The sequence below is a fragment of the Micromonospora sp. S4605 genome, assembly GCF_003176715.1.
GTDB classification, from domain to species: Bacteria; Actinomycetota; Actinomycetes; order Mycobacteriales; family Micromonosporaceae; genus Micromonospora; species Micromonospora echinaurantiaca.
On sequence record NZ_QGSW01000113.1, the window covers coordinates 1 to 24563 of the forward strand.

Sequence of the window (24563 nt, forward strand, 5' to 3'; positions counted from 1 at the left end):
GTGCGGGGTCAGCTCGCCCGGGCCAGCCAGCCGCCGGGGCGGGCGACGATCCGGCGGACCACCGATCCGGCGGCGCCGACCGCAGCGGCGGTGGCGCCGAGGGTCGCCGGGCGGACGGTGACCGGTGACCAGGCGGCGGTCAGCACCCGCGCGGAGATCTCGGCGAGCACCGGCGGGCACAGCCAGCGGGCCAGCGGGGCGTAGCCGCCACCGAGCACCACCGTGTCCAGGTCCAGCAGGTTCACCACGGCGGCGACCGCCACGCCGAGGGCGGTGCCGGCGTCGTGCAGGGCGCGCAGGGCGGCCGGGTCGCCGGCCCCGGCCAGCTCCGCCAGCCGGGCCGCGGCGCTGTCCGCCGGCAGGTCGGCGCCGGCCAGCCCGGCCGCCGCCAGGACGGCCTCCTGGCCGGCGTACCGCTCCAGGCAACCGCGGCCCCCGCACCGGCACGGCCGTCCCTCGGGGCGGACCGGGATGTGCCCGATCTCGCCGCTCCAGCCGCGGGCGCCGCGGAAGAGGTCGCCGTCCAGCACGATCCCGGCGCCGATGCCGACCTCGCCGGAGATGTGCAGGAAGCTGGCCGGCCCGGGTGGCCCGGCGTGCAGTTCGCCGAGCGCGGCGAGGTTGGCCTCGTTGTCGACCACCAGGGGCGGCACCCCGTCGATCCGTTCGGTCAGCGGCGGGTGCCCGGCGAGCAGCGCGGGGACCGGCACGTCCCGCCAGCCGAGGTTGGGCGCGAGGCGGACCAGCCCGGCGTCGTCGACCAGGCCGGGCACGGCGAGGGCCGCGCCGGCCAGGGTGAGCCCCTGGCCGGCCGCGTCGGCGCGGGCCTGTGCGGCCAGCTCGACCAGCCGGGCGAGGGTCTCGGCGGGGGAGACCGGCCGCAGGTCGGCCCGGCGCACCGTGTGGTGCCGGACCCGACCGCCGAGGTCGACCACGCAGGCGGCCAGGTAGTCGACGTTGATCTCCAGGCCGAGCCCGGCCGGGCCGTCGTCGGCGAGCACCAGGCCGCGGGCGGGCCGGCCGGCCCCGGTACGCGGCGTCGGCTCCGCCTCGGCGACCAGCCGCCCGGTGACCAGGTCCTCCACGACGGCGGAGACGGTGGCCCGGGTCAGCCCGGTCTCGGCGGCCAGCTCGGCCCGGGACGGGGGGCGCTCGGCGGCGGCGATCCGGCCCAGCACCACGGCGAGGTTCAGCTCGCGCAGGCTGCCCTGCCGGACCGCCCCGGCGGTGGTGTCGGGTCGGCGCACCCCTTGACACTGCCACAGGTGCGGCATTTAATTCAACCACTGAACAAATAGCGGACGACACCCCCGGAGGTCTGTCATGGCACCCCGTCCCACCCCCGCCGACAAGTTCTCCTTCGGCCTCTGGACGGTAGGTTGGCCGGCCCGCGACCCGTTCGGCGACGCCACCCGGCCGGCGCTCGACCCGGTCGAGGCGGTGCACCGGCTCGCCGAGCTCGGCGCGTACGGGATCACCTTCCACGACGACGACCTGGTGCCGTTCGGCGCCGACGCGGCCACCCGCGACCAGCACATCGCCCGGTTCCGCAAGGCCCTCGACGAGACCGGCCTGGTGGTGCCGATGGTGACCACCAACCTCTTCAACCACCCGGTCTTCAAGGACGGCGGCTTCACCAGCAACGACCGCGACGTCCGGCGCTACGCGCTGCGCAAGGTGCTGCGCAACGTCGACCTCGCCGCCGAACTCGGCGCCAGGACCTTCGTCATGTGGGGTGGCCGCGAGGGCTCCGAGTACGACGTGGCCAAGGACGTCCGGGCCGCGCTGGACCGCTACCGCGAGGCGGTCGACCTGCTCACCCAGTACGTGCTCGACCGCGGCTACGACCTGCGGTTCGCGCTGGAGCCCAAGCCGAACGAGCCGCGGGGCGACATCCTGCTGCCCACCGTGGGGCACGCGCTCGCCTTCATCTCCACCCTGGCCCACCCGGAGCTGGTCGGCCTCAACCCCGAGGTGGGGCACGAGCAGATGGCCGGGCTGAACTTCGTCCACGGCATCGCCCAGGCGCTCTGGCAGGGCAAGCTGTTCCACATCGACCTCAACGGCCAGCGCGGCGTCAAGTACGACCAGGACCTGGTCTTCGGCCACGGCGACCTGCTCAACGCGTTCGCCCTGGTCGACCTGCTGGAGAACGGCGGGCCGGGCGGCGCGCCCGCCTACGAGGGCCCCCGGCACTTCGACTACAAGCCGTCGCGCACCGAGGACTTCACCGGCGTCTGGGCCTCGGCCGCTGCCAACATGCGCACCTACCTGCTGCTCAAGGAGCGGGCCGCGGCGTTCCGCGCCGACCCGGAGGTGGCCGAGGCGCTGGCCGCCGCGAAGGTGGGCGAGCTGAGCACGCCGACGCTCGCCCCCGGCGAGACGTACGCCGACCTGCTGGCCGACCGGTCCGCCTTCGAGGAGCTGGACGTCGACGCGGTGGCGGCCCGGGGCTTCGGCTTCGTCCGGCTCAACCAGCTCGCCGTCGAGCACCTGCTCGGCGCCCGCTGAGGCGGCCGGCGGTGACCCTCGTCGCCGGGGTGGACTCCTCCACCCAGTCCTGCAAGGTGGTCGTCCGGGACGCGGCGACCGGCGCGTTGCTGCGGCAGGGCCGGGCGCCGCATCCGGACGGCACCGAGGTCGACCCCGAGGCCTGGTGGCGGGCCCTGGGCGCGGCCGTCGAGGCGGCCGGCGGGCTGGCCGACGTCGCGGCCGTCTCGGTCGCCGGCCAGCAGCACGGCATGGTCGCCCTCGACGAGGCGGGCCGGACGGTCCGGCCGGCGCTGCTGTGGAACGACACCCGCTCCGCCGGGGCCGCCGCCGACCTGGTCGACGAGGCCGGCGGCGGCGAGGCCGGCGGGCGGTTCTGGGCCGACGCGGTGGGCAGCGTGCCGGTGGCCAGCTTCACCGTCACCAAGCTGCGCTGGCTGGCCCGGCACGAGCCGGCGCAGGCGGCCCAGGTGGCGGCGGTCTGCCTGCCGCACGACTGGCTGACCTGGCGGCTGGCCGGCGCGGCCGGGTTGGCCGCCCTGCGCACCGACCGGGGCGACGCCAGCGGCACCGGCTACTGGTCGCCGGCGACCGGTGAGTACCGGTTCGACCTGCTGGAGCGGGCCTTCGGCCGGCGGCTGCACGTGCCGACGGTGCTCGGGCCGGCGGACCCGGCGGGCGTCCTGCACCCGGCGGCGTTCCGGGTGGCGCCGGCGATCTCGTCCGGCGAGCCGTCCGGGCTGCCGTGGCCGGCCGGGCCTGGGCGGGCGTGGACCGGCGACGGCCCGCTGCTCGGCCCCGGCACCGGGGACAATGCCGCCGCCGCGCTCGGCGTCGGGGCCGGTCCCGGCGACGTGGTGGTCTCGATCGGCACCTCCGGGACGGTGTTCAGCGTCGCCGACGCTCCGGCCGCCGACCCCACCGGCATCGTCGCCGGGTTCGCCGACGCCACCGGCCGCTACCTGCCGCTGGTCTGCACGCTCAACGCGGCCCGGGTGCTCGACGCCGCGGCGGCGATGCTCCGGGTCGGCCTGGACGAGCTCGCCGAGTTGGCGCTCTCCGCCCCGGCCGGCGCCGACGGGCTGGTCATGGTCCCCTACCTGGAGGGCGAGCGGACGCCGAACCGGCCGGCCGCCACCGGCGCGGTGCACGGACTGACCCTGCGCACCTCGACCCCGGCGCACCTGGCCCGGGCGGCCGTCGAGGGCATGCTCTGCGCCCTCGCCGACGGTCTGGACGCCATCGTGGCCCAGGGCGTGACCCCGCGTCGGGTGATCCTGGTGGGCGGTGGCGCCCGATCGGCCGCGGTGCGCCGGATCGCGCCGCAGGTCTTCGGCTGTCCCGTGGTGGTGCCCCCGCCCGGCGAGTACGTCGCCGACGGCGCGGCCCGCCAGGCCGCCTGGGTCGCCCTGGGCGGCGCGGCGGCGCCCGAGTGGACGGTCGAGGGCATCGAGGAGTACGAGGCCGAGCCCGTCCCCGCCGTCCGGGAGCGGTACGCCGCCGCCCGGGAGCACGTCATCGAACGCTGACCAGCCGCCGGCGGACCGGGGGACCACCCGCTCCCGGTCCGGCGGCGGCCGGTAAACCGCTGTACGCGGGCTCCGCCGGTTGGGGATGATCATCGCCGTGCCTCCCTCGTCCGATCCGCCCGCCGCCCCGGCCGGCGTCGCCCCGCTGCCGGTGATGCAGTACGACGACGTCGACAGTCCCACCGACGTGGTGGACGCCCTGCTGCTCGCCGACTTCGTCAGCGGGCGGCATCCCTGGGCGCGCACCGCGCGGCTGGCCAAGCTCCGGCCCGGGGCGGAGCTGGTGCCGCAGCGGGCCCGCCTGGTCCGGACGGCCATCGAACGGCAGAAGGTCGCGCGCCTCGCCAGCGGCGACGGGTGGACGGTGCGGGTGGTGAACTGGCGGGGGCGGGGCGCCGAGGTGACCGTCACGGCGGTCGACGCCGAGACCGGGGCGGGCGTGCTGGACGAGATCGTCCGGGCCGGGGCGGAACCGGTCGGGGCCGGTACGGTGCCGATCGGCTTCTGGCACGCCGACCAGCGGCACGGCGCGCGGCGGGACAGCCGACGGATCAAGGCGCCGACCTGGACGTCCATCCGGTCGAACTACGCCGCGGGCGCCCAGGCCGAGCTGACCCGGTTGATGGAGCTGAACCCGGACGACGTGGCGGGCCGGCTGGTGCTGCTGTACGGGCCGCCCGGCACCGGCAAGACCACTGCGTTGCGGGCGTTGGCCCAGCAGTGGCGGGCGTGGTGCCAGGTCGACTGCGTCCTCGATCCGGAGGAGTTGTTCGCCGACCCGGCGTACCTGTCGGAGGTGGCGGTCGGCGAGTCGGAGGACGAGGACGACGGCCCGGAGCGGCGGTGGCGGCTGCTGATCCTGGAGGACTGCGACGAGCTGATCCGGGGCGAGGCCCGGCAGACGGCCGGACAGGCGCTGTCCCGGCTGCTCAACCTGACCGACGGGCTGCTCGGCCAGGGCCGCAACGTGCTGGTCGCGATCACCACCAACGAGGATCTGTCCCGGCTGCACCCCGCGGTCGTCCGGCCCGGGCGGTGCCTGGCCCGGATCGAGGTCGGGCCGCTGTCGTACGCCGAGGCGACCACCTGGCTGGGCGGCGCGTCCGGCGTGCCGGTCGGCGGTGCCACCCTGGCCGAGCTGTACGCGCACCGGGCCGGCGCGCCCGTCGTCGCGGACCCGCCGGTGGCCATCGGCGGCTACCTGTGAGCCGGTCGCCCCGACGGCGAGCCTTCACCCGGTCGTGATCTGACCCTGGTTGGCTGCCGCACATGACCTTGACCAGGGGCGGCCCGGCGCGGGCCTGGGGCGGTACGGCCGCGCACCGGTTCTACAGCGTGGTGGTCTTCGTGCTGCTCGCCTCGCTGGACAACGTGGCGATCGGCCTGGTGCCCCCGCTGTACGGGTCGATCGCCGAGGCGTTCGACGTGCCGCAGCGGTCGCTCGGCCTGGTCACCGCGGTGAGCTTCCTGGTCAGCGCGGTGGCCGCGGTGGCCTGGGCGTACGTCGGCGACCGCGGCAACCGCAAGCCGCTGCTGATGGTCGGCACCCTGATCTGGGCGCTGGGCACCGCCGGCAGCGGGGTCGCCGGGAACTACCCGGCCTTCCTGGCCGCGCAGCTGCTCGCCGCGGTCGGGCTCGGCGCTGTCGGTTCGGTCGGTTTCTCGGTGGTCACCGACCTGATCTCGCCCCGCCGCCGGGGGCTGGTGATGAGCTTCTGGGGGCTGTCGCAGGGCGTCGGCACGCTGGCCGGCACGCTGGTCGGCGGGCTGCTCGGGGCTGCCGACTGGCGGCGGCCGTTCCTGTTGCTGACCGTGGTCGGGCTGGCCGCCACCGCGGCGTACCTGTTCACCTACGACATCCGGCGCGGCGAGAGCCAGCCGGAGCTGGCCGACGCGCTGGCCACCGGCGCCGAGTACGACTACCGGATCAGCCGGGCCGACCTGCCCCGGATCCTCGACCGGCGGACCAACCGCTGGCTGATCCTGCAGGGCCTCACCGCGCAGGCGGCCTTCGGGTCGCTGGTCTGGCTGCCGGTGCTCTTCCGCGAACGGGCCGAGGCGCAGGGCTACTCCGGCCCGACGGCGGTGGTGGTGGGCAGCGTCTTCGCCACCCTGTTCCAGCTCGGCGGGGTGTTCTCCATCGTCGGCGGGCTGGCCGGCGACGCGCTGCACCGGCGTACGCCCCGGGGCCGGGCCCTGGTCGCGGCGATCGGCATCCTCGCGGCGCTGCCGTTCTACCTGGTGCTCTTCTTCGTGCCGATCCGCATCGACGTGCCCGACGGCGCCGCCAACGGGGCGGTGGTGCGGGCGGTGCTGGGCAGCGTGTTCACCGAGCCGACCGTCGGGCTGAGCCTGCTCACCGCGGTGTTCGCGCTGGCGCTCACCTCGGCGAACTCGCCGAACTGGTTCGCGTTGATCGCCGACGTCAACCCGCCCGAGCACCGGGGCACCGTCTACAGCCTCGGCAACCTGGTCAACGGAGTGGGCCGGGCGGGCGGCAACTACCTGGTCGGCGTGGCCTTCCAGGGGCTGCGGGCAGCGTTCCCGCCGCCGCTGAACTACGCGGTCGGGCTGGCCGCGTTCCAGCTGTTCTTCATCCCGACCGGGATCATGTACTGGCTGGCGTCCCGCACCTCGCCGGCGGACATCGCCGAGGTGCACGACGTGCTGGCCGCCCGCGCCGAACGGCTCTGAGCGGCCGCCGGGCTCCGCGCTGCCGGCCCGTCACCGCACCCTGGTCGCGCCGCCGGCGGCGTCGCCGCGTCCGGTGGAGCTGATGTCGTCTCCGACTCACCGTGGTGATTCGGCTACGACATCAGCTCCCAAGGCGTCGCGGCACCGGGCCACGGGCCGACGCGGACCGGGCGGGTGCGGCGGTCAGCCGCGGACCCAGACCGTCACGTCGGTGGGCACGGCGCCGTCCTCGGTCAGCGGGGCGCTGGCCAGCAGCAGCTCGCCGCCGGCCGGCAGCGGCACCGGGGCGGCGCCGAAGTTGGTCAGCACGGTCAGCTCGCCGGTACGGAACGAGAGCACCTCGTCGCCGGAGGCGAGCCAGGCCAGCGGCCCCCGGCCCAGGCCGTGCGCGCGGCGCAGCCGCAGCGCCGAGCGGTACAGCTCGTAGGTGGAGCCGGTGACGCCGCGCTGGCGGTCCAGCGCGTACTCGGCCCAGGTCGGCGGCTGCGGCAGCCAACTGGCGTCGGTCGGCCCGAAGCCGTACGACGGGGCGTCGGCCTCCCACGGGATCGGCACCCGGCAGCCGTCCCGGCCGCGCTGGGTGTGGCCGCTGCGCTCCCAGGTCGGGTCCTGCCGGGCCTCGTCGGGCATGGTGGTGTGCTCCGGCAGCCCCAGTTCCTCGCCCTGGTAGAGGTACGCCGAGCCGGGCAGGGCGAGCATCAGCAGGGTGGCCGCCCGGGCCCGGCGCAGGCCGAGCGCGGCGTCCGGCTGCGGGTCGCCGATGCCGATGCCGTTCGGGCGGGGGTTGCCGACCGGCAGGCCGAGCCGGGAAGCGTGCCGCACCACGTCGTGGTTGGAGAGCACCCAGGTGGTCGGTGCGCCCACCGAGTCGGTGGCCTCCAGCGAGCGGGTGATCACCGCGTACTGGGCCGGCGCGGTCCAGGAGGCGAGCAGGTACTCGAAGTTGAACGCCTGGTGCATCTCGTCCGGGCGGACGTAGCGGGCCAACCGCTCGGCCGGCTCGACCCAGGCCTCGGCGACCAGGATCCGCCCGCCCGGGTAGCCGTCCAGCACCCGGCGCCAGTCCCGGTAGATCTCGTGCACACCGTCCTGGTCCCACATCGGCGGCCGCGGCTTGTCGATCTCGTTGCCGGAGAGGATCTCCTGGGGCTCCTGCCAGTCCGCCAGGTCGGCCTGCTTGATCAGGCCGTGCGCCACGTCGACCCGGAAGCCGTCCACCCCGCGGTCCAGCCAGAACCGCAGCACGTCCAGGAACTCGGCACGCACCTCCGGGTTGTCCCAGTTCAGGTCCGGCTGCCCGGTGTCGAACAGGTGCAGGTACCACTGGCCGGGGCGCCCGTCGGCCTCGGTGACCCGGGTCCAGGCCGGCCCGCCGAAGACGCTCTGCCAGTCGTTCGGCGGCCGGTCGCCGGCCGGGCCGAGGCCGTCGCGGAAGACGTACCGGTCGCGCTCGGGGCTGCCCGGCCCGGCCGCCAGCGCGGCGGAGAACCAGCGGTGCGCCGACGAGGTGTGGTTGGGCACCAGGTCGACGATCACCCGCAGCCCCCGGGCGTGCGCCTCGGCGATCAGCTTGTCCGCGTCGGCGAGCGTGCCGAAGAGCGGGTCCACGTCCCGGTAGTCGGCGACGTCGTACCCGGCGTCGGCCTGCGGCGACGGGTAGAACGGCGACAGCCAGAGCGCGTCCACGCCCAGCTCGACCAGGTGGTCGAGGCGGCCGGTGATGCCCGGCAGGTCGCCGATCCCGTCGCCGTCGGAGTCGGCGAAGGAGCGCGGGTAGACCTGGTAGATGACGGCCTCGGTCCACCATCCGGGGGCGGACGATTCCTGCTGCGTCGGGTTGCTGTTCAGGGTCTTCTCCTGTGCGTCGAGCCGGTCGTCGGTGCGGTGGACGCCCGCCGGGGCGGGACGGCTGCCGTTCAGTGTGCCCGGGGTGGCGCTGTCGATTCGCGGACGACCAGCCGAGTGGGCAGGATCACCGGGAGTCCCGGCGGGCCGTCGCCGGCCGGGGCGGCGAGCGGATCGAGGACCCGGCCGCCGAGCGGGTCGAGCAGCAGCCGGGCGGCGAGCCGGGCCTGCTCCGCCGCGGGCTGGGCGATCGTGGTCAGCCCGAGCGCGCCGGCCAGGTCGTGGTCGTCGATGCCGACCACGCTCACGTCCTGCGGCACCCGCAGCCCGGCTTCGCGCAGCGCCGTCATGGCGCCCATCGCCATTTCGTCGCAGGCCGCGAAGATCGCCGTCGGCGGGTCGCCCCGGCGCAGCAGTTCCTCGGCGGCCCGGGTGCCGCCGTCGATGGTGAACTGCGACTCGACGTCCAGGCTCGGGTCCGGGCGCAGCCCGGCCGCCCGGAGCGCGTCCTGGTAGCCGCGGCGCCGGTCCAGGTGGGTGGTGAAGGCGAGTTCGTCGTCGGGGTCGCCGGAGATGTGCGCGATCCGGCGGTGGCCGAGGTCGAGCAGGTGCCGGGTGGCGGTCCGCGCGGCGGCCACGTCGTCGATGCGTACGCAGGGCCAGCCGGGCACGCCGGTGCCGGAACTGACGATCACCCCGGGCAGGTCCAGCGCGCCGAGAGCGGTCAGGTCGGCCGGCCGCAGCGGGGTGGCGACCAGCATGATCCCGTCCACCCGCTTGTGCAGGTTGGCCGTCCGCAGCACCCGCTGGCGGATCCGCTCCCGCCCGCCGAGGTTGTACAGCAGCAGGTCGTAGCCGGCCTGGTGGAGGAACTCCTCGACGGTCTCGACGATGACGCCGAAGAACCACCGGGTGATCCGGGGGACCACCACGGCGACGGTCCCGGTCCGGCCGCCGGCCAGCCGGGAGGCGCTGGGGGAGACCGCGTACTCCAGTTGCTCGGCGGCGGCCAGCACCCGGCGGCGGGTGGCCGCCGAGACCGTCGGCAGGCCCCGCAGCGCCCGCGAGACGGTGGCCGTGGAGACCCCGGCCAGCCGGGCTACGTCGTCGATCTTCGTCATGGTTCCGCGCTCCCCACCCACGCCCGCCGCCGCCGGTCACCCGGCGGCGGCGCGGCCGTGGGTCAGCCCTTGACGCTGCCGGCGAGCAGGCCTCGCACGAAGTAGCGCTGCAGGGAGAGGAAAACCAGCAGCGGTACGACGATCGAGACGAACGCGCCGGCGGTCAACCGCTGCCACTCGTTGCCTCGGGTGCCGGCCAGCTCGGCCAGCCGGACGGTGAGCGGGGCGGTCTCGTCATTGCCACCGGCGAAGATCAGCGCGACCAGCAGGTCGTTCCAGACCCAGAGGAACTGGAAGATGCCGAACGCGGCCAGCGCCGGGGCGACCAGCGGCAGGACGATGGTCCGGAAGATCTTCGGGTGGGTGGCCCCGTCGACCCGGGCCGCCTCCATCAGGTCCCGGGGCAGCTGCGAGATGAAGTTGTGCAGCAGGAACACGGCGAACGGCAGCGCGAAGCAGGTGTGCGCGAACCACACCTGGGCGAACTTCTGCGCGCCGTCGAGGTCCCAGGCGGGCAGCAGGGTGATCCCGGCCAGGGTCACCCCGTTGGAGAAGAAGCTGAGCAGCGGCACCAGGGCCATCTGCAGCGGCACGATCTGCATCGCGAAGATCGCGATGTAGACCCAGTCCCGGCCGCGGAAGTTGATCCACGCCAGCGCGTACGCGGCCAGGGCCGCGAAGGCGAGCGGGAACAGCACCGACGGGATGGTGATCGCCAGCGAGTTGATGAAGTAGCTGGCCAGCTGCCCGGACGACGAGGACCGCCCGAACAGCACGTCCTGGTAGTTCTCCAGGGTGAACTGGGGGTCGCTGAAGAAGGTCCACCAGCCGGTGGTCTTGATCTGGTCCTCCGGCCGGAACGAGGAGATGAACAGGCCGAAGGTCGGGATGGTCCAGAGCACCGCGATGACGATCGAGACCAGGGTGGCGGTGCGGGTGTTCAGCCGCTTGCGCACCCGGGCGGCCCGGGTCTTCGGCTGGTCGGTCGCCTGCGCGCCGGTGGCGAGCGTGGGCGTGGTGGTGGTCATCTCAGCCCTCCCGCTGCTGACGCAGGTTGCGGATCTGGTAGATCACGATCGGGATGACCAGGACGAAGAGGAAGACCGCCAGTGCGGAGCCCTGCCCGTTCTGGCCGTACCGGAACGCCTGGTTGTACATCTCGTTGGCGATCACGCTGGTGTCGTAGTTGCCGTTGGTGGTGGTCCGGACGATGTCGAAGACCTTCAGGGTGGCGATGGAGATGGTGACCCCCACGACGATCAGGGCCGGCCGGATGCTCGGCAGGGTGATCTGCCAGAACATCTGCCAGGGGCTGACCCCGTCGAGGCGGGCCGCCTCCACGATGTCCGCCGGGATCGCCTTGATCGCGGCGGAGAGCACCACCATGGCGAAGCCGGCCTGGATCCACACCATGATCACGATCAGCAGCAGCGTGTTCAGCGGCGAGTCGAGCAGCCACTGCTTCGGCTCGCCGCCCAGGCTGACCACTATCTGGTTGAGCAGGCCGATCTGGTCCTGCTCGTCGCCCCGGTAGGCGTAGACGAACTTCCAGATGATGCTGGCGCCGACGAACGAGATCGCCATCGGCATGAAGATGAGCGATTTCGCCACCGCCTCGAACCGGGCCCGGTCGACCATGATCGCGTAGAGCAGGCCGATCGAGGTGGCCGCCAGGGGCACCAGGAGCACCCAGACCAGGGTGTTCAGCAGCACCCGGACGATCGAGTCCTCGGTGAACATCCACTCGTAGTTGCTCAGGCCGACCCAGTTCTGGCTGTTGCCGTCCATGAACGACAGCAACGTGGTGCGGATCGCCGGGACGACCAGGCCGATGATGAGCAGCAGCACCGTCGGCAGCAGGAAGAAGAGCGCGAAGAGGCCCTCGCGGGGCTTGGTGCGCCGGGGCAGCGGGGCGCCGCTGGCCGAGGCGGCGATCAGCTGGGCCTCGCGGCGTCGGGCGAACCAGGACGGCACCGCGTCGAGCAGCAGGAGCAGGCCGCCGACCACCGCGACGAAGGCGACCAGTCCCCAGAGCAACATCATCAGCTTCGGCGACTCGTCGGCGAAGTCGAAGTTCATCAACCCTCCCAGGGGGTGTCCGCGAAGCAGGCGGGCCGGCCCGCGGTCACGGGCCGGCCCACCGTCTCAGATCACTTCGGCCAGTTGCTCTCGATGCCCTGGAGCACCGTCGCGGTGTCCTTGCCGTTCACCCAGTCGACCATGCCCTTCCAGAAGGTCCCGGCGCCGACCGCCGCCGGCATCAGGTCGGAACCGTCGAACCGGAAGACCGTGCTCTTGTCCTGAAGGATCTGGACGGAGAGCTTGTCGATCGGGTTGGCGACGTTGGCCAGGTCGAGCTTGTTGTTCGCCGACACCCAGTCGCCGATCTTGGCCCGGCTGTTCGCGTGCTCACCGGAGGCGAGGTAGGTCTGCACCGCCTGCACCTCGGGGCGGTCGGCGAAGGCCGTGACGAACTCGCCGCCGCCCAGCACCGGCTTGCCCTTGGCCGGGTCGATGGCCGGGAAGTAGAAGGCGAAGACGTCGCCGTCCTCGGCCACCTTGGTGCCCTCGGGCCACTGGTTGGCGTAGAACGACGCCTGCCGGTGCAGCGCGCACTTGCCGGTGGTGATCGGCACGCCGGCCTCCTGGAAGGAGGTGGTGGCGATGCTCTTCACCCCGCCGAAGCCGCCGTTGACGTACTTCTCGTTCTTGAGGATCTGGCCGGCCCGGTCCAGCGCCTCGGCGACCTTCGGGTCGTTGAACGGGATGCCGTGGGTCGTCCACTGGTCGTAGACCTCGGGGGTCTGCGTCCGCAGCATCAGGTCTTCGATCCAGTCGGTGGCCGGCCAGCCGGTCGCGTCACCGGACTCGATGCCCGCGCACCACGGCTTGGTGCCGCTCGCGGCGATCGTGTCGCTGAGCTTGATCAGGTCGTCCCAGCTGGTCGGGACGGTCCAACCCTTCTCCTTGAACGTCTTCGGCGAGTACCACACGAACGACTTGACGTTCGAGCCGAGCGGGGCGCCGTAGAAGGTGCCGTTGACGGTCGAGTACTTCAGCCAGTCGGCCGGGTAGTTCTGCTCGGCCATCGCCTTGGTGTCGGCGCCGGCCGGCTTCAGCTTGCCCTGGTCGGCGAAGCGCTTCAGCAGGCCCGGCTGGGGGATGAAGGCCAGGTCGGGGGCGTTGCCACCGTCGACCCGGACGCCGAGCTGCGCCTCGAACTCACCGCTGCCCTCGTGGTCGATCTCGATCCCGGTGCACTCGGTGAACTGCTCCCAGGACTGCTCCAGGCGGTCGGCCTCGATGTCCCGGATCGACGAGTAGATCGAGACCTTCTTGCCCTCGTGGCCCTGGTACTTCTCGTATGCGGCACACTCCGCGGAGCCCGCGTTGCTGCTCTTGTCGTCGTCGCCGCCGGTGCCGCAGGCGGTGGCGCTGAGCGCCAGCCCCAGTACGCCGGCGATTACGAAGGCCTGGCGTGGTCTGGCAAAGACCGCCATGCCGTCCTCCTTCCTTGCCGGCGCGGTCACGGTCGTGACCTGGCGCCGGTCCGATGGGCGTCCCCACATGTAAGCGCTTGCATCTGGTCCGGTCCAGCCCTCGCCGGACACGACCGAGTAACAATCCGGAAACCCGCCCGCCACCCGATGGGCACGCTCCCACCCTGCATTTTTACCTCTTTCGATCGATGGCGATTTCTGTCACGCTGGAGGCAGGTGATCGAAGGATTTCAACATAGGAGGTGCTGGATGGCTAAGCGGTGGTTCAGCCTGATCGCGGCAGGACTGCTCGTGGTGGGGATCACACTCCCGGCGGCCCCGGCGATGGCCGCCCCGACGTTCAAGGTCCCGTTCCCCTGCGGGCAGACCTGGTCCGGGCAGACCCGCACCAACCACAGCCCCGCGTACGCGGTCGACTTCAACCGCACCGACGACCTCGGCGACCCGGTGGTGGCCAGCGCCCCCGGCACCGTCGACCGGGTCACCGACCTGGGCGGCACCAGCTACGGCAAGTACGTACGGATCAGCCACGCCGGCGGCTACCACACCTACTACGCCCACCTGAACGGCTTCAACGTCTCGGTCGGGCAGAGCGTCGGCTACGGCAAGGTGATCGGCTGGGTCGGCAGCACCGGCGGCTCGACCGGCCCGCACCTGCACTACGAGCAGCGGCTGAACGGCAGCGACATCCAGGTCCGGTTCAACGGCGCGCTGGCGCTCTACTGGGGGACCAAGAACTACACCAGTGACAACGGCTGCGCCAGCGCGACCGGCTCCGGCACCGTGAACACCAGCGGCACCCCGCTCACCGTGCGCTCCGGCCCGGGCACCGGCTACGACGCGGTCGGCACCGTCGCCGACGGCACCAACGTGACGATCTACTGCCAGACCAGCGGCACCAGTGTCACCGGCACCTACGGCACCAGCTCGATCTGGGACCGGATCGGCAGCGGCCGCTACATCGCCGACGCCTACGTCTACACCGGCTACGACGGCTACATCCCGAACGTGCCACGCTGCTGACTCCGACGGCGGGGCCCCGGCGACCGCGGGGTCCCGCCGCTCAGCCGTTCAGTCGCCAGATGGCGAAGTTGAGCACGCCGGCGAAGGTGACCCACGCCCAGTACGGCAGCAGCAGCACCGCGGCCAGCCGCCGGACCCGGTCGAACAGCACCACCGTCACCGCGATCGCCAGCCAGAGCAGCACCAGCTCGGCGAAGGCCAACCCGTACCGGCCGGCGCCGAAGAAGAGCGGGGTCCAGATCGCGTTCAGCGCCAGCTGCACGGTCCAGGCGACGAGCGCCGCACCGAAGCCGACCCGCCGCCAGACCAGCCAGCCGGCCAGCGCGATCAGCGCGTAGAGGAGGGTCCAGACCGGGCCGAAGAGCCAGGAGGGCGGGGCCCAGGCCGGCTGTTCGAGCGCGGCGTACTCCGCGCCGGTGCCCCGGACGCCCAACCCGCCGATCGCGGCCGCGACGAAGACCGCTGCGGCGAACCCGAGCAGGGCCCACCACTGACCCGCGCCGGGCCGGTCGCGCTCGGATATCTCCATGGTCGAGATATCACCGCCGAACGAGGTCGGCAAACCTCCCGGACCGGGCCGGAACGCACGACGCCGGGGTCGTCACGGCCGGGTGCTCCTGTCGGGAGGACGGAGCTCCGGCCGCGACGACCCCGGCGGGTCCGGGTGTGCGTACGGCGGCGAGGTCAATTGAAGATGCTGACCCCACCCGGGCCCACCAACAGCCCGACCACGATGAGGACGATGCCCCACAGGATCTGCCGGCGGAACAGCGCCAGGATGCCGGCGACCACGAGCACGACTGCGAGAATCCAGAGAATCAGCTCCATGACCGCTCCATACCCGAGGTTCCGATCCGGGAAACCTGGTGTTGATCGAGGTGGTCGCCCAGGTGGAAGACGCTGTAGGCCTGCTTGATCACCGGGTGGGCGACGTTGCGTACCCGGACCCCGCCCGGCGTGGTGCCGCGCTCGGTGCCGGCGTGCGCGTGCCCGTGCAGGGCGAGTGCGGTCGGCGCCGAGTCGATCGCCTGCCCCAGCTGGTACGCGCCCAGGAACGGGTAGATCTCCAGCGGCTCGCCGGCCAGCGTGTCCGGCACCGGCGCGTAGTGGGTGAGCGCCACCAACAGGTCGCAGTCGAGCGAGTGCAGCGCCTCGGCCAGCCGGTCGGCGCTGTCGGTGGTGGTCCGGACGAACGCCTTCATCTCCGGCTCGCCGAAGTCGCTGGCGCACCGACCGGCGAACCCGCCGCCGAAGCCCTTGACCCCGGCGATGCCGAGCCGGCCGCCGGTGCACTCCAGCACCACCCCGTTGCCCTCCAGCACGGTGATGCCGGCGTCCTCCAGCACCCGCACCACCTGCGGCACCTGGTCGCACTGGTGGTCGTGGTTGCCCAGCACGGTTACCACCGGCACGCCGAGCCCACCGAACTCCTGGGCCGCGCAGCGCGCCTCGGACTCGGTCCCGTGCCGGGTCAGGTCCCCGGCGAGCAGCAGCGCGTCGGCGTGCTCGGGCAGCTCCTCCAGGGCCGGCCGGAACCGGCCGACCACGTCCTCGTCCAGATGCACGTCGCCCACGGCGGCGATCCGGATCACCATCGAACCTCCCTCAGGGCAGTTCCTCGATCTGGGTGGGCGCCTGCGCGCGGATTACCCCGATGTCGCTGGCGATCGGCTCGTCGGGAAAGCGCTCGGCCACCCGGCGCAGGATCTCCTCGCGCCGGTGCGGGCTCTCCACCTCGCCGGAGATCACGAGGGCGTGTTCCCGGCGGGTCACGGTGATCCCCTGCTCGGCCACGTCCGGGTCCTCGGTCAGCATCCGGTGGATCTCCGCTTCGACGTACGCGTCGGGTGGCCCGGCGCCGCGATGCACGGTCACGGTGTCCCCTTCCCCTCCGGGGTGCCGGAGTACGGCACCACGTCCAGCCGGTCGAGCAGCACCAGGAACGCCTCGGCGTACGGCGAGTGCTGCGTCTCCTTCCGTACCCGTTCCCAGTCGATCTGCTCCCGCAACGAGCGGGCCAGTGGCAGACCGCGGGCGAAATCGCAGTAGTGCTGGGAGAAGCTGAGCAGTTTGTGCACCATCAGCTGGGTGGCCGAGAGCACCGGCATGTGGATGGCGTCGACCGGCCGCACGACGGTGTCGGCGAAGGTCTCCTCGGTCACCGGGGTCTCGATCGGCCGGTGGATCAGGTCCACCATCCGCCCGTCGTCGTAGACCTTGACCAGCCAGTCCTCCGGCGGGCGCTCGGCGGTGAAGCCGGCCTCGACCAGCGCCTCCAGGGCACGGTCGACGTCCTCGCCGCGGATCAGGAAGTCCACGTCGTGCTCGCTGGAGTGGCCGCCGTGCGCGTAGACCGCGAAGCTGCCGCCCAGGGCGAACGGGATCTCGGACTGCTTGAGCACGGCGGCGACCTTCTTCAGGGTGGTTACCAGGGTCTCGTCTCCGCGCTCGGCCATCTGGATCTCCCGTCGTCATGAGGTGGACAGGCGGTTGGGATCGAACTTCGATACCCGGCATTCCGGTCGCCCACACCTGGCCCGGTCCCGGGTGGGTGCCAACCGGGAGCATGCTGGACAAATCACCCGGCACCCGAGCGTGCGTCGGATAGCCTGTGTCGGGTGGCCAGATCAACGGGGACGCGGCGCGGCAAGGCCCGATTGCGCGCCGTCGCCCTGATCGGCATCGACGGTTCGGGCAAGACCACCCAGGCGCACCACCTCGCCGACGCGCTCACCGCGGCCGGCCGCCCCGCCACCTACCACCGCAACGCCGGCGGCCGTCGCTGGCTCGGCCGGGTAGCGCAGCGGCTCGGCCGTCCGGACGCCCAACGACTCGTCGGCCGTAACGGCCTGCTCGCGGTGGAGTCCGTGCTGCGCTGGCTCGCCATCGCCGCCGCCCTGCTCAGCCACCTGGTGACCGGCCGGGTCGCGGTGATGGACCGCTACTCCGCCTGCCAGTACGTCAGCATCCGGGCGCACGGCGGGCGGCGCTGGGAGCGGCTGGCCCGGGTCGGCTACCGGCTCTTCCCGGCGCCGCAGGTGACCTTCCTGCTGGCCGTCGACCCGGCCGAGGCGTACCGGCGGATCGAGCGGCGCGGCACCGACCACGAGAGCATCCGCTATCTCACCGCGGCCGACACCGCCTACCGGACGCTGCCCGAGTACCCGACGTTCGTGCTGGTCGACGCCGGCCGGTCGGCGGAGGAGGTGTCCCGGCAGATCCAGGACCACCTGGCCGGCTGGCTGTCGGCGGCCGAACCGCGGCCGGACGGTCCGCCGCCCGCCGGCGCCGGTCCGGCGGCCCGGCCGGTCGACCGCACGCCGCCGGGACGGCTGCCGGCGCGGGTCGTGCCCTAGCGGGTCTCCGGCCGCCGACCCGCCCCGGGCCGGCGGCTCAGGCCCGGCCGTACACCGGGATGCTGGCGCCGCTGGTCGGCGCCGACTCGTCGGAGGCCAGGAACCGGATCACCCGGGCGATCTCGGCCGGGTCGACCCAGCGGGAGTGGTCGGCGTCGGGCTGGGCGGCCCGGTTGGCCGGGGTGTCGATGACGCTCGGCAGCACGGTGTTGCAACGCACCCCGGCGGACCGGTACTCGACGGCCACCGCGGCGGCGAAGGCGAGCACCGCGGCCTTGGCGGTGACGTAGCCGGCGGCCCCGGCGAACGGGGCGACCGCGGCCCGGGACGAGACGCAGACCACCGCGCCGCCGCCGGCCGACACCAGATGCGGCAGGGCCGCCCGGGTGACCAGGTGGGTGGGGCGCAGGTTGACCGTCAGCATCCGCTCGAACTCGTCGACCGGCGTCTCGTGCACCTTGCCGCCGCCGGCGTACCCGCCGACCAGGTTGACCACCGCGCGCAGCGGCGCCGCCGGGTCGCCGGCGGCGGCCTCGACCGCGCGTTGCGCCCCGGCCGGTTCGGTCAGGTCGGCGACCACGCGGAGCGGCCCGTCCGCCGTCGTGGCCGGGCTCCTCCGCTGCGGTACGACCACCCGCCAGCCCGCCTCGACGAACGCGGCGGTGACCGCACCGCCGAGCCCACCCGTGCCTCCGGTCACCAGCACACTGCGATCCGCCATGCCGCCCACGCTAGCGGCGGTTCGGCGTGGAGTGGTCCCCGCCCGGGGGTCGACCGGCGACCGACCGGCAGGCCGGTCCGGCCCGGTGGGCCGAGGCGCCGGCCGTCCGGCGGTGGCACGCTGTCAAGTTGCTACGCAGTGGCACGCTGTCAAGCGGAGCGCGCCGATTGGCGGTACTTTCGCCAACACGCGGAGTCATGGTTGACGCTCACGCCTCATGAAAGTAAGTTTCATCCGTGGCGAAGAGTCCGAAGATTTCTGCGAGTCACGAGCCGGGTGGGCTGATCGTCCACATCAGCGGCCTGCTCCCCTCGCTGTCCCCGGCCGAGCAGCGGGTCGCCCGGTTGGTCGTCGCCGACCCGGCCGACGCCGCCCGCCGGACGATCACCGACCTCGCCACCGCCGCCGAGACGTCTGAGGCGACAGTCATCCGGTTCTGCCGGTCGGTCGGCATGGACGGCTACCCCCAGTTGCGGATCCGGCTGGCCGCCGAGGCCGCCCGCCGGGTCGAGCCGCCGGACGCCCGGGTCGTCGGCGGCGACATCCCGCCCGGCGCCGACCTCGCCCAGATCATCGCGACCATCGCGTTCAACGACGCCCGGGCCGTCGAGGAGACGGCCGAGCAGCTCGACCCGGCGGTCTGCGAGCAGGTCGTGGACGCGATCGTCAACGCCGGCCGGATCGACGTCTACGGCGCGGGCGCGAGCGGCTTCGTCGCCTCCGACTTCCAGCAGAAGCTGCACCGGATCGGCCGCACCGCCTTCTACTTCCCGGACGTGCACACCGCGCTGACCTCGGCCGCGTTGCTCGGCCGGGGTGACGTCGCGGTCGGCATCTCGCACACCGGCACCACCTCCGACGTGGTGGAGGTACTGGAGCAGGCGCGCGCCCGGGGCGCGGCGACGGTGGCGCTGACCAACTTCCCGCGCTCGCCGATCACCGAGGTCGCCGACTTCGTGCTCACCACGGCGGCCCGCGAGACCACCTACCGGTCCGGCGCCATGGCCAGCCGGCTGGCCCAGCTCACCGTGGTCGACTGTCTCTTCGTCGGGGTCGCGGCGCGCAACCGCGCCCGGGCCAGGAAGGCCCTCGAGGCGACCGCCGAGGCCGTCCAGTCGCACCGGGTGGGCTCGGGCCGGAGGCGGGCATGACGGCGGTGGAGCCGGACGAGCAGGCGCCTTCCATGGCGGCCGGGCCGGCGATCCGGGTCGGCGCGCCCACCGAACGTCGCAACCCGCTCAGCGTCGACCTCGACCTGATGTCGACCCGCGAGATGCTGTCGGTGATCAACGAGGCGGACCGGCGGGTGCCGGGCGCGGTCGCCGCCGTCCTCGACGAGATCGCCGAGACGGTCGACCTCGCGGTGACCGCCCTGCGCGGCGGGCACCGAGTGCACTACTTCGGCGCCGGCACGTCCGGCCGGCTGGGCGTGCTCGACGTCGCCGAGCTCGCCCCCACCTTCAACTCCCCGCGCCACTGGTTCTGCGCCCACCTGGCCGGCGGCCCGGACGCCATGTGGCAGGCGGTGGAGAACGTCGAGGACGACGATCGGGCCGGCGCGGCCGAGGCGGCCGAGTGCGTACGTTCCGGTGACGTGGTGGTCGGCCTGGCCGCGAGCGGGCGCACCCCGTACGTCCTCGGGGCGCTCGCCGCGTGCCGGGCCGCCGGGGCCGCGACGGTGCTGCTCTGCGCGAACCCGGAGGCGGAGGCCGCCCGGTCGGTCGACGTCTTCATCGGCGTGGACACCGGCCCCGAGGTGATCACGGGGTCGACCCGGATGAAGGCGGGCACCGCGCAGAAGCTGGTGCTCAACACGTTCTCCACCGCTGTGATGGTGCGGTTGGGCCGGGTCTACTCGAACCTCATGATCGACATGGTGGCCACCAACGCGAAGCTGCGGGGTCGGATGATCTCGATCCTGGTCGAGGCGACCGGGTGCGCGGAGGAGATCTGCCGGCGGGCCATCGACGAGGCCGACGGCGACCTGAAGACGGCCCTGGTGTCGCTCGTCTCCGGCGCCGAGGTGTCGGTCGCCCGGGCCGCCCTGGCCCGCTCCGCCGACCAGGTACGCGGCGCGCTCGCCCTGCTCGCCTCCTGAACCGGCGCGGGCCGGTCACCCGGACATGCCGCCCGCGCGGCACGGAACGTGTCGTCCGACACGTCCGGGACCGGCCCGCCGCACCGGGCATAACCGGAGGCCCCGGATTGTTCAACCTGCCGTGGGGTATCACCACGGGCGTGGATGAACCGACCCGGCCGCCCGCGCGTATGTGGCAGTGACCAGGATCGCAGCGCGGCGGTGACCCGGGTCGCTGTGCTCCCGGGACGGGCGGTGTTGCCATGGACCGGGCGGCCGGCGTCCGTCGATCCGTAACCCGTGTGTGGTGCCCACCGATGAGCAGCCCGACGGGGTGCTGACAGCAAACATGGACCGTGCTCTCAGCTGATTATCAGGCATTCGTGACACTTTCGACTCACGACATGGAATCCCCGACACGTCTCATCTGTTGTGTAGGTGTCAGCACCGGTGAGCACGGCGGAAGTTACGGGGGAGGGCTGATGGACGTGGGGACGGCAAGGAACCGGGTGGGGATGGCAAGGAACCGGGCAACCGGCGCTAGCGAGGGGACCGTGGGCAACGTGGACAAGAACATCGGCATGCGAACCGACGAGGTCGCCGAGGAGCGCGACCTGGTCGGCGTCTACCTGCACGAGATCTCCCGGACGCCGCTGCTGGACGCCGCCAAGGAGGTCGATCTCTCCAAGGCGATCGAGGCCGGCCTCTACGCCGAGCACCTGCTCGCCGAGGACCGCGCCCCGGCCGGCGTCGGACGGGACGAGCTGGAGCGGCTGGTCGCCGAGGGTGAGCGGGCCAAGGACCTGTTCATCCGGGCGAACCTGCGCCTGGTGGTGTCGATCGCCCGACGCTACGTGCGGTCCGGGATGCCCATGCTGGACCTGATCCAGGAGGGCAACACCGGCCTCGTCCGGGCGGTCGAGAAGTTCGACTACGAGCGGGGCTACAAGTTCTCCACCTACGCGACCTGGTGGATCCGCCAGGCGATCAGCCGGGCGATCGCCCAGCAGGAGCGCACCGTGCGGCTGCCGGTGCACCTGGTCGAGGACGTCAACCGGATGCGCAACGTGGCCCGGCAGCTCACCCGTGAGCTGGGCAGCGACCCGGAGCCGGAGCAGATCGCGGCGGCCCTGGGGGTCACCGTCGAGCGGGTCAACGAGCTGGTCCGGTGGTCGCAGGACACCGTGTCGCTGGACACGCCGGTCGGCGACGACGGGGACACCAACCTCGGTGACCTGGTTGCCGACAGCGACGCCCCGTCGCCGGAGGAGATCGTCCTCACCGGCCTGGAGCGGCAGCGGATCGAGGGCCTGCTCAACCACCTCGACGACCGGTCGGCCGGCATCATGCGGGCCCGGTACGGGCTGGAGGACGGCCGGGAGCACTCGCTCACCGAGGTGGCCTCGCGGTTCTCGCTCTCCCGGGAGCGGATCCGCCAGCTGGAGATCCAGGCGCTCGGCCGGCTCCGCGAGCTGGCCCGCGCCGAAGGGCTGCAGGCGGCCTGAGCTGGTAGTAATTGACGACGAACGGCCGGCGTCCGATAGGGGGACGCTGGCCGTTCGTCGTGTCCGGGCACAGTCGCCCGCGGGTCAGCGGACCCGGCCGTAGCCCTGGATGGGCATCAGGTTCATGCCCCGCTTGAGCACGTTGCGACCGGCGCTGGGCGCGTCGATCACCTGCCCGCCGCCGACGTAGAGCGCCACGTGGCCGAGACCGCTGTAGAAGACGAGGTCGCCGGGGCGCAACTCGGCACGGCTGATCCGGGCCACCACGCCCCACTGCATCCGGGTGTTGTGCGGCAGTGACTTGCCGGCCGCCCGCCAGGCCGCCGAGGTGAGACCGGAGCAGTCGTAGCCGTCCGGGCCGTCGGCGCCCCACCGGTACGGCTTGCCGAGCGCGCCGTAGGCGTAGCGGACCGCCACGCCGGCCCGGCCGGAGATGGCGGGTGCGTCGTCGGCGCTGTCCGGCCGCGCGGCGGGCTGCTCGGTGGCCCGGCCGTACGCCTGGCGGCGCAGCTCGTAGAGGCGGGCCAGGTCGCGTTCGATGCGCTTCTTCCCGGCCGCCAGCTCCCGGGCCTGGGCCGCCTGCCGGCTGAGCGTGACGTCCAGTCGGGTCTTCTCGGCGACCAGCGCACGCTGGCTGGCGGCGAAGCCGGCGATCCGCTGCTGCCGCTGCCGGGTGAGCTGGTCGATGGCGTCGAGCCGGTCCAGCAGGGTGCCGGCGGAGTCGGGCCGCAGCAGCGCGTCGGCGGTGCTCAGGTCGCCGCCGGTCTTGTACGCGGTCACCGCCAGCGCGCCGATGTCGGCCCGGCTCTGTTCGCTCTGCCGCTCCAGCGGCGCGATGCGCTCCTGCAGCCCGGCGACGGCCGCGCGGTTCTCCTTCATCTCCTCCCGGAGCTTGTTGTACGCCTCGACCACCTGCTCCAGTTCGGCCGAGGACTTCTCGATCCGCCGGGTCAGTTCCGCGGCGGACGGTTCGGCCCGGGCCACCGCGGCGGGCGCGAGCAGCGCGACGGACAGCACCGTGACGGCCAGGCCGCGCAGCGTGTATCTGAGGGACGACAAGAGCGGAAGGCTCCTCTCCCACCGGCCACCGAGGGCGGCTGAGGCCCCGGGCGGCACCCGGGCCGGCGCCATCCGGGTGGACGGCGATCGACCGGGCCGGGCCCGCTCAACCTAACCCGGGGCAGGAGTGGCCCGCAGTGAAAGCCGGGGCGAATGTTGGCAAAGGGGCCGTGATGGCGTACGTGCCGTCACGGCACGTGTGTGGCGCGTCGCTGCGCCCGTCGCCAGGCTCACCGGTCTTTTCGGATCAGGACGGGACTTGTCGGATACGTCGTTCCAGGCGTATGCCGTCGGTTGTCGGGGCGCTATAACCGAAAAGACGGACTTGGATGGCTCTATCCGGCGGACCGCCGATGACCAGCGCCACCAGGGGTGGCGAAAACGACGGTCCGGGCTGGCGGGGCGGCAACACAATGAAGCGCGGAGCCGGGAATCCCGCCGGCGGGCATTGATGCCCGTGCCGGCGGCGGCCGACCCGGCGCACCAGCCGTGGGAGGTAGCCGTGAACCACGATGGCGCCACGACCCGACCGCCGCGTCCGCCCCGACCCGCCAAGGTGAGCGCGGCGAAGAAGAACACGCTGCTCTACGCCCGCCCCGGGATCATCGTCACGGTCGACCGGTTCACCGTCGGCCGCAGAACCTGGCGGGTCGCCGAGCTGACCCACCTGCACACCACCCGTGGGCCACACGACCGGGTCGCGATGCGCGCGGTCGCCGCCAGTGGCGCGGTGATCGGCGGGGTCGGGCTGCTGCTCGGCTTCACCGGCGGCCTGCAGCGGCTGACCGCCGGGGCGTACCTCACCCTCGGGGTGGTGTTTTTGCTGCCGGTGCTGCTCGCCGCGGCTGGGGACCGGTGGCGGCCACCGGCGTACGAGCTGTGGGGCTGGCACCGGGGTACCGAGGTGCTGCTGTTCAGCAGCGACGACGAGCGGCAGTTCGGCCAGGTGTCCCGGGCGTTGCGCCGGGCCCGGGAGATGAACCGCTACGGCGGCTGGGAGGAACCGGTCGCGTCGATGGACCCCTGGCGGCCGATCCGTTGAACCGAATGGCGGCGGCCGAGCCGGTCAGTGCCCGGCCGGCCGCGCGCCGTCGCTCGGGGGGTCGCGCCGGGATCAGCGCGCGGCCGGCACGGCCGGCTCGGTGGCCGCCCCGGCGCGGCCGGCGGTGACCCAGGAGCTGACCCGCCGCTCGGCGTAGAAGGAGACGAACGGCACGGTGCCGGCCAGCATCACGGCGAGCATCCGCTTCAGCGGCCAGTCGGCCCGGCGGGACAGGTCGAACGCGGCCACCAGGTAGACCATGTAGAGGAAACCGTGCGCCGGGCCCACCGTCTCCACCACGACCGGGTTGTCGAAGCCGTACTTCAGCGGCATGCCGATCACCACGAGCAGGATCAGCACCACGCCCACGATCCAGGCGATCACGCGGTACCGGGTAAAGGCTGCGCCCACCTTCGTCCGTCCTTCCGACCCGGGGTCAGCCGGGGTAGTCACCGGGCCGGGCGCCCGGATTGGCGTTCAACCATTGCAGGTAGCGGTTGTAGGCGGCCAGGTCGGCGTCCTCGCCGTCGGCGGCCGGCACCGGCACCCGGGCGACCCGCACCGGCCGGCGTACGCCCGGGCGGGTGGGGGCTTCGGACGG

24 protein-coding genes are annotated in these 24563 nt (G+C 73.1%); 10 read left to right on the forward strand and 14 right to left on the reverse strand.

Annotation, left to right across the window (positions count from 1 at the left end; all coding sequences use genetic code 11):
• Positions 1–8 precede the first annotated feature (8 nt).
• A complete protein-coding gene (locus DLJ47_RS06925; RefSeq protein WP_109899230.1) occupies positions 9–1274 on the reverse strand; it encodes an ROK family transcriptional regulator in 1266 nt (421 codons plus the stop codon).
• Positions 1275–1323: 49 nt separating this feature from the next.
• Here DLJ47_RS06925 and xylA point away from each other — a divergent pair, with 49 nt between their 5' ends.
• From xylA to DLJ47_RS06945, 4 genes are all read left to right on the forward strand, one after another.
• Positions 1324–2511 (forward strand): xylose isomerase, encoded by a 1188-nt coding sequence (gene xylA / locus DLJ47_RS06930; RefSeq protein ID WP_109899231.1) that lies wholly within the window; start codon positions 1324–1326, stop codon positions 2509–2511.
• An 11-nt stretch (positions 2512–2522) separates the two neighbouring features.
• A complete protein-coding gene (locus DLJ47_RS06935) occupies positions 2523–4019 on the forward strand; it encodes a xylulokinase (RefSeq protein WP_109899232.1) in 1497 nt (498 codons plus the stop codon).
• A 97-nt stretch (positions 4020–4116) separates the two neighbouring features.
• On the forward strand, positions 4117–5226 hold the full coding sequence (locus DLJ47_RS06940) for a DUF5925 domain-containing protein (protein WP_233257690.1): 1110 nt from the start codon (positions 4117–4119) through the stop codon (positions 5224–5226).
• A 62-nt stretch (positions 5227–5288) separates the two neighbouring features.
• A complete protein-coding gene (locus DLJ47_RS06945; RefSeq protein WP_109899234.1) occupies positions 5289–6713 on the forward strand; it encodes an MFS transporter in 1425 nt (474 codons plus the stop codon).
• Positions 6714–6896: 183 nt separating this feature from the next.
• Here the strand turns inward: DLJ47_RS06945 and DLJ47_RS06950 are convergent, their stop codons facing one another.
• The 5 genes from DLJ47_RS06950 to DLJ47_RS06970 form a co-directional block, all read right to left on the reverse strand.
• Positions 6897–8561: a glycoside hydrolase family 13 protein gene (locus DLJ47_RS06950; protein WP_109899247.1), complete on the reverse strand. Its 1665-nt coding sequence runs from the start codon at positions 8559–8561 to the stop codon at positions 6897–6899.
• 68 nt (positions 8562–8629) lie between these two features.
• Entirely contained in the window at positions 8630–9679 is a 1050-nt protein-coding gene (locus DLJ47_RS06955; RefSeq protein ID WP_109899235.1) for a LacI family DNA-binding transcriptional regulator, read from the reverse strand.
• A 62-nt stretch (positions 9680–9741) separates the two neighbouring features.
• The gene (locus DLJ47_RS06960) at positions 9742–10707 is read right to left on the reverse strand and encodes a carbohydrate ABC transporter permease (protein ID WP_109899236.1); all 966 of its coding nucleotides are present in this window, start codon (positions 10705–10707) and stop codon (positions 9742–9744) included.
• A gap of 1 nt (position 10708) precedes the next feature.
• Positions 10709–11758: a carbohydrate ABC transporter permease gene (locus DLJ47_RS06965; RefSeq protein ID WP_109899237.1), complete on the reverse strand. Its 1050-nt coding sequence runs from the start codon at positions 11756–11758 to the stop codon at positions 10709–10711.
• A 71-nt stretch (positions 11759–11829) separates the two neighbouring features.
• Positions 11830–13179 carry an ABC transporter substrate-binding protein gene (locus tag DLJ47_RS06970; RefSeq protein WP_109899238.1) on the reverse strand — a complete coding sequence of 450 codons (1350 nt, stop codon included), beginning with the start codon at positions 13177–13179 and terminating at the stop codon, positions 11830–11832.
• Between the two features lie 249 nt (positions 13180–13428).
• Between DLJ47_RS06970 and DLJ47_RS06975 the strand changes: the two genes are divergently transcribed.
• A complete protein-coding gene (locus DLJ47_RS06975; protein ID WP_109899239.1) occupies positions 13429–14202 on the forward strand; it encodes a M23 family metallopeptidase in 774 nt (257 codons plus the stop codon).
• A gap of 40 nt (positions 14203–14242) precedes the next feature.
• Here DLJ47_RS06975 and DLJ47_RS06980 read toward each other — a convergent pair whose 3' ends face one another.
• The 5 genes from DLJ47_RS06980 to DLJ47_RS06995 form a co-directional block, all read right to left on the reverse strand.
• On the reverse strand, positions 14243–14731 hold the full coding sequence (locus tag DLJ47_RS06980; protein WP_109899240.1) for a TspO/MBR family protein: 489 nt from the start codon (positions 14729–14731) through the stop codon (positions 14243–14245).
• 155 nt (positions 14732–14886) lie between these two features.
• Positions 14887–15030 carry a GPGG-motif small membrane protein gene (locus DLJ47_RS36195; protein ID WP_007464364.1) on the reverse strand — a complete coding sequence of 48 codons (144 nt, stop codon included), beginning with the start codon at positions 15028–15030 and terminating at the stop codon, positions 14887–14889.
• A complete protein-coding gene (locus tag DLJ47_RS06985; RefSeq protein ID WP_109899241.1) occupies positions 15021–15797 on the reverse strand; it encodes a metallophosphoesterase family protein in 777 nt (258 codons plus the stop codon). The genes DLJ47_RS36195 and DLJ47_RS06985 overlap by 10 nt, the downstream gene beginning before the upstream one ends.
• A gap of 10 nt (positions 15798–15807) precedes the next feature.
• Positions 15808–16017 carry a hypothetical protein gene (locus DLJ47_RS06990; RefSeq protein WP_233257692.1) on the reverse strand — a complete coding sequence of 70 codons (210 nt, stop codon included), beginning with the start codon at positions 16015–16017 and terminating at the stop codon, positions 15808–15810.
• A 56-nt stretch (positions 16018–16073) separates the two neighbouring features.
• Positions 16074–16658 carry a nucleotidyltransferase gene (locus DLJ47_RS06995; RefSeq protein WP_088992261.1) on the reverse strand — a complete coding sequence of 195 codons (585 nt, stop codon included), beginning with the start codon at positions 16656–16658 and terminating at the stop codon, positions 16074–16076.
• Positions 16659–16820: 162 nt separating this feature from the next.
• On the opposite strand from DLJ47_RS06995, the gene DLJ47_RS07000 reads away from it, so the two are divergent.
• Positions 16821–17558: a dTMP kinase gene (locus DLJ47_RS07000; RefSeq protein WP_109899243.1), complete on the forward strand. Its 738-nt coding sequence runs from the start codon at positions 16821–16823 to the stop codon at positions 17556–17558.
• Positions 17559–17595: 37 nt separating this feature from the next.
• Here DLJ47_RS07000 and DLJ47_RS07005 read toward each other — a convergent pair whose 3' ends face one another.
• On the reverse strand, positions 17596–18279 hold the full coding sequence (locus tag DLJ47_RS07005; protein ID WP_088997439.1) for an SDR family NAD(P)-dependent oxidoreductase: 684 nt from the start codon (positions 18277–18279) through the stop codon (positions 17596–17598).
• A 236-nt stretch (positions 18280–18515) separates the two neighbouring features.
• Here DLJ47_RS07005 and DLJ47_RS07010 point away from each other — a divergent pair, with 236 nt between their 5' ends.
• The 3 genes from DLJ47_RS07010 (at position 18516) to DLJ47_RS07020 (ending at position 21861) form a co-directional block, all read left to right on the forward strand.
• Positions 18516–19430, forward strand: coding sequence for a MurR/RpiR family transcriptional regulator (locus DLJ47_RS07010; RefSeq protein WP_088992263.1), 915 nt, complete (start codon positions 18516–18518; stop codon positions 19428–19430).
• Positions 19427–20377: an N-acetylmuramic acid 6-phosphate etherase gene (locus tag DLJ47_RS07015; RefSeq protein WP_109899244.1), complete on the forward strand. Its 951-nt coding sequence runs from the start codon at positions 19427–19429 to the stop codon at positions 20375–20377. The genes DLJ47_RS07010 and DLJ47_RS07015 overlap by 4 nt, the downstream gene beginning before the upstream one ends.
• Before the next feature lie 494 nt (positions 20378–20871).
• Positions 20872–21861, forward strand: a complete 990-nt coding sequence (locus tag DLJ47_RS07020) for a sigma-70 family RNA polymerase sigma factor (protein ID WP_109899245.1) — start codon at positions 20872–20874, stop codon at positions 21859–21861.
• 84 nt (positions 21862–21945) lie between these two features.
• Here the strand turns inward: DLJ47_RS07020 and DLJ47_RS07025 are convergent, their stop codons facing one another.
• Entirely contained in the window at positions 21946–22920 is a 975-nt protein-coding gene (locus tag DLJ47_RS07025) for a C40 family peptidase (RefSeq protein ID WP_109899248.1), read from the reverse strand.
• Positions 22921–23422: 502 nt separating this feature from the next.
• Between DLJ47_RS07025 and DLJ47_RS07030 the strand changes: the two genes are divergently transcribed.
• Complete coding sequence (locus DLJ47_RS07030; protein ID WP_233257691.1) at positions 23423–23962, forward strand: DUF6232 family protein; 540 nt, start codon at positions 23423–23425, stop codon at positions 23960–23962.
• A gap of 72 nt (positions 23963–24034) precedes the next feature.
• Here the strand turns inward: DLJ47_RS07030 and DLJ47_RS07035 are convergent, their stop codons facing one another.
• Positions 24035–24373: a DUF3817 domain-containing protein gene (locus DLJ47_RS07035; RefSeq protein WP_109899246.1), complete on the reverse strand. Its 339-nt coding sequence runs from the start codon at positions 24371–24373 to the stop codon at positions 24035–24037.
• Between the last annotated feature and the right edge of the window lie 190 nt (positions 24374–24563).

Excerpts from the sequence above, each read along its gene's own strand:
- DLJ47_RS06970 (WP_109899238.1), bottom strand. The coding sequence starts at position 13,179 with ATGGCGGTCTTTGCCAGACCACGCCAGGCCTTCGTAATCGCCGGCGTA.
- DLJ47_RS06945 (WP_109899234.1), top strand. The coding sequence starts at position 5,289 with ATGACCTTGACCAGGGGCGGCCCGGCGCGGGCCTGGGGCGGTACGGCC.
- DLJ47_RS06995 (WP_088992261.1), bottom strand. The coding sequence starts at position 16,658 with ATGGCCGAGCGCGGAGACGAGACCCTGGTAACCACCCTGAAGAAGGTC.
- DLJ47_RS07020 (WP_109899245.1), top strand. The coding sequence starts at position 20,872 with ATGGCAAGGAACCGGGCAACCGGCGCTAGCGAGGGGACCGTGGGCAAC.
- DLJ47_RS07005 (WP_088997439.1), bottom strand. The coding sequence starts at position 18,279 with ATGGCGGATCGCAGTGTGCTGGTGACCGGAGGCACGGGTGGGCTCGGC.
- DLJ47_RS36195 (WP_007464364.1), bottom strand. The coding sequence starts at position 15,030 with ATGGAGCTGATTCTCTGGATTCTCGCAGTCGTGCTCGTGGTCGCCGGC.
- xylA (WP_109899231.1), top strand. The coding sequence starts at position 1,324 with ATGGCACCCCGTCCCACCCCCGCCGACAAGTTCTCCTTCGGCCTCTGG.
- DLJ47_RS06990 (WP_233257692.1), bottom strand. The coding sequence starts at position 16,017 with ATGCTGACCGAGGACCCGGACGTGGCCGAGCAGGGGATCACCGTGACC.
- DLJ47_RS06965 (WP_109899237.1), bottom strand. The coding sequence starts at position 11,758 with ATGAACTTCGACTTCGCCGACGAGTCGCCGAAGCTGATGATGTTGCTC.
- DLJ47_RS06975 (WP_109899239.1), top strand. The coding sequence starts at position 13,429 with ATGGCTAAGCGGTGGTTCAGCCTGATCGCGGCAGGACTGCTCGTGGTG.
- DLJ47_RS06955 (WP_109899235.1), bottom strand. The coding sequence starts at position 9,679 with ATGACGAAGATCGACGACGTAGCCCGGCTGGCCGGGGTCTCCACGGCC.
- DLJ47_RS07015 (WP_109899244.1), top strand. The coding sequence starts at position 19,427 with ATGACGGCGGTGGAGCCGGACGAGCAGGCGCCTTCCATGGCGGCCGGG.
- DLJ47_RS06925 (WP_109899230.1), bottom strand. The coding sequence starts at position 1,274 with ATGCCGCACCTGTGGCAGTGTCAAGGGGTGCGCCGACCCGACACCACC.
- DLJ47_RS06960 (WP_109899236.1), bottom strand. The coding sequence starts at position 10,707 with ATGACCACCACCACGCCCACGCTCGCCACCGGCGCGCAGGCGACCGAC.
- DLJ47_RS06985 (WP_109899241.1), bottom strand. The coding sequence starts at position 15,797 with ATGGTGATCCGGATCGCCGCCGTGGGCGACGTGCATCTGGACGAGGAC.
- DLJ47_RS06980 (WP_109899240.1), bottom strand. The coding sequence starts at position 14,731 with ATGGAGATATCCGAGCGCGACCGGCCCGGCGCGGGTCAGTGGTGGGCC.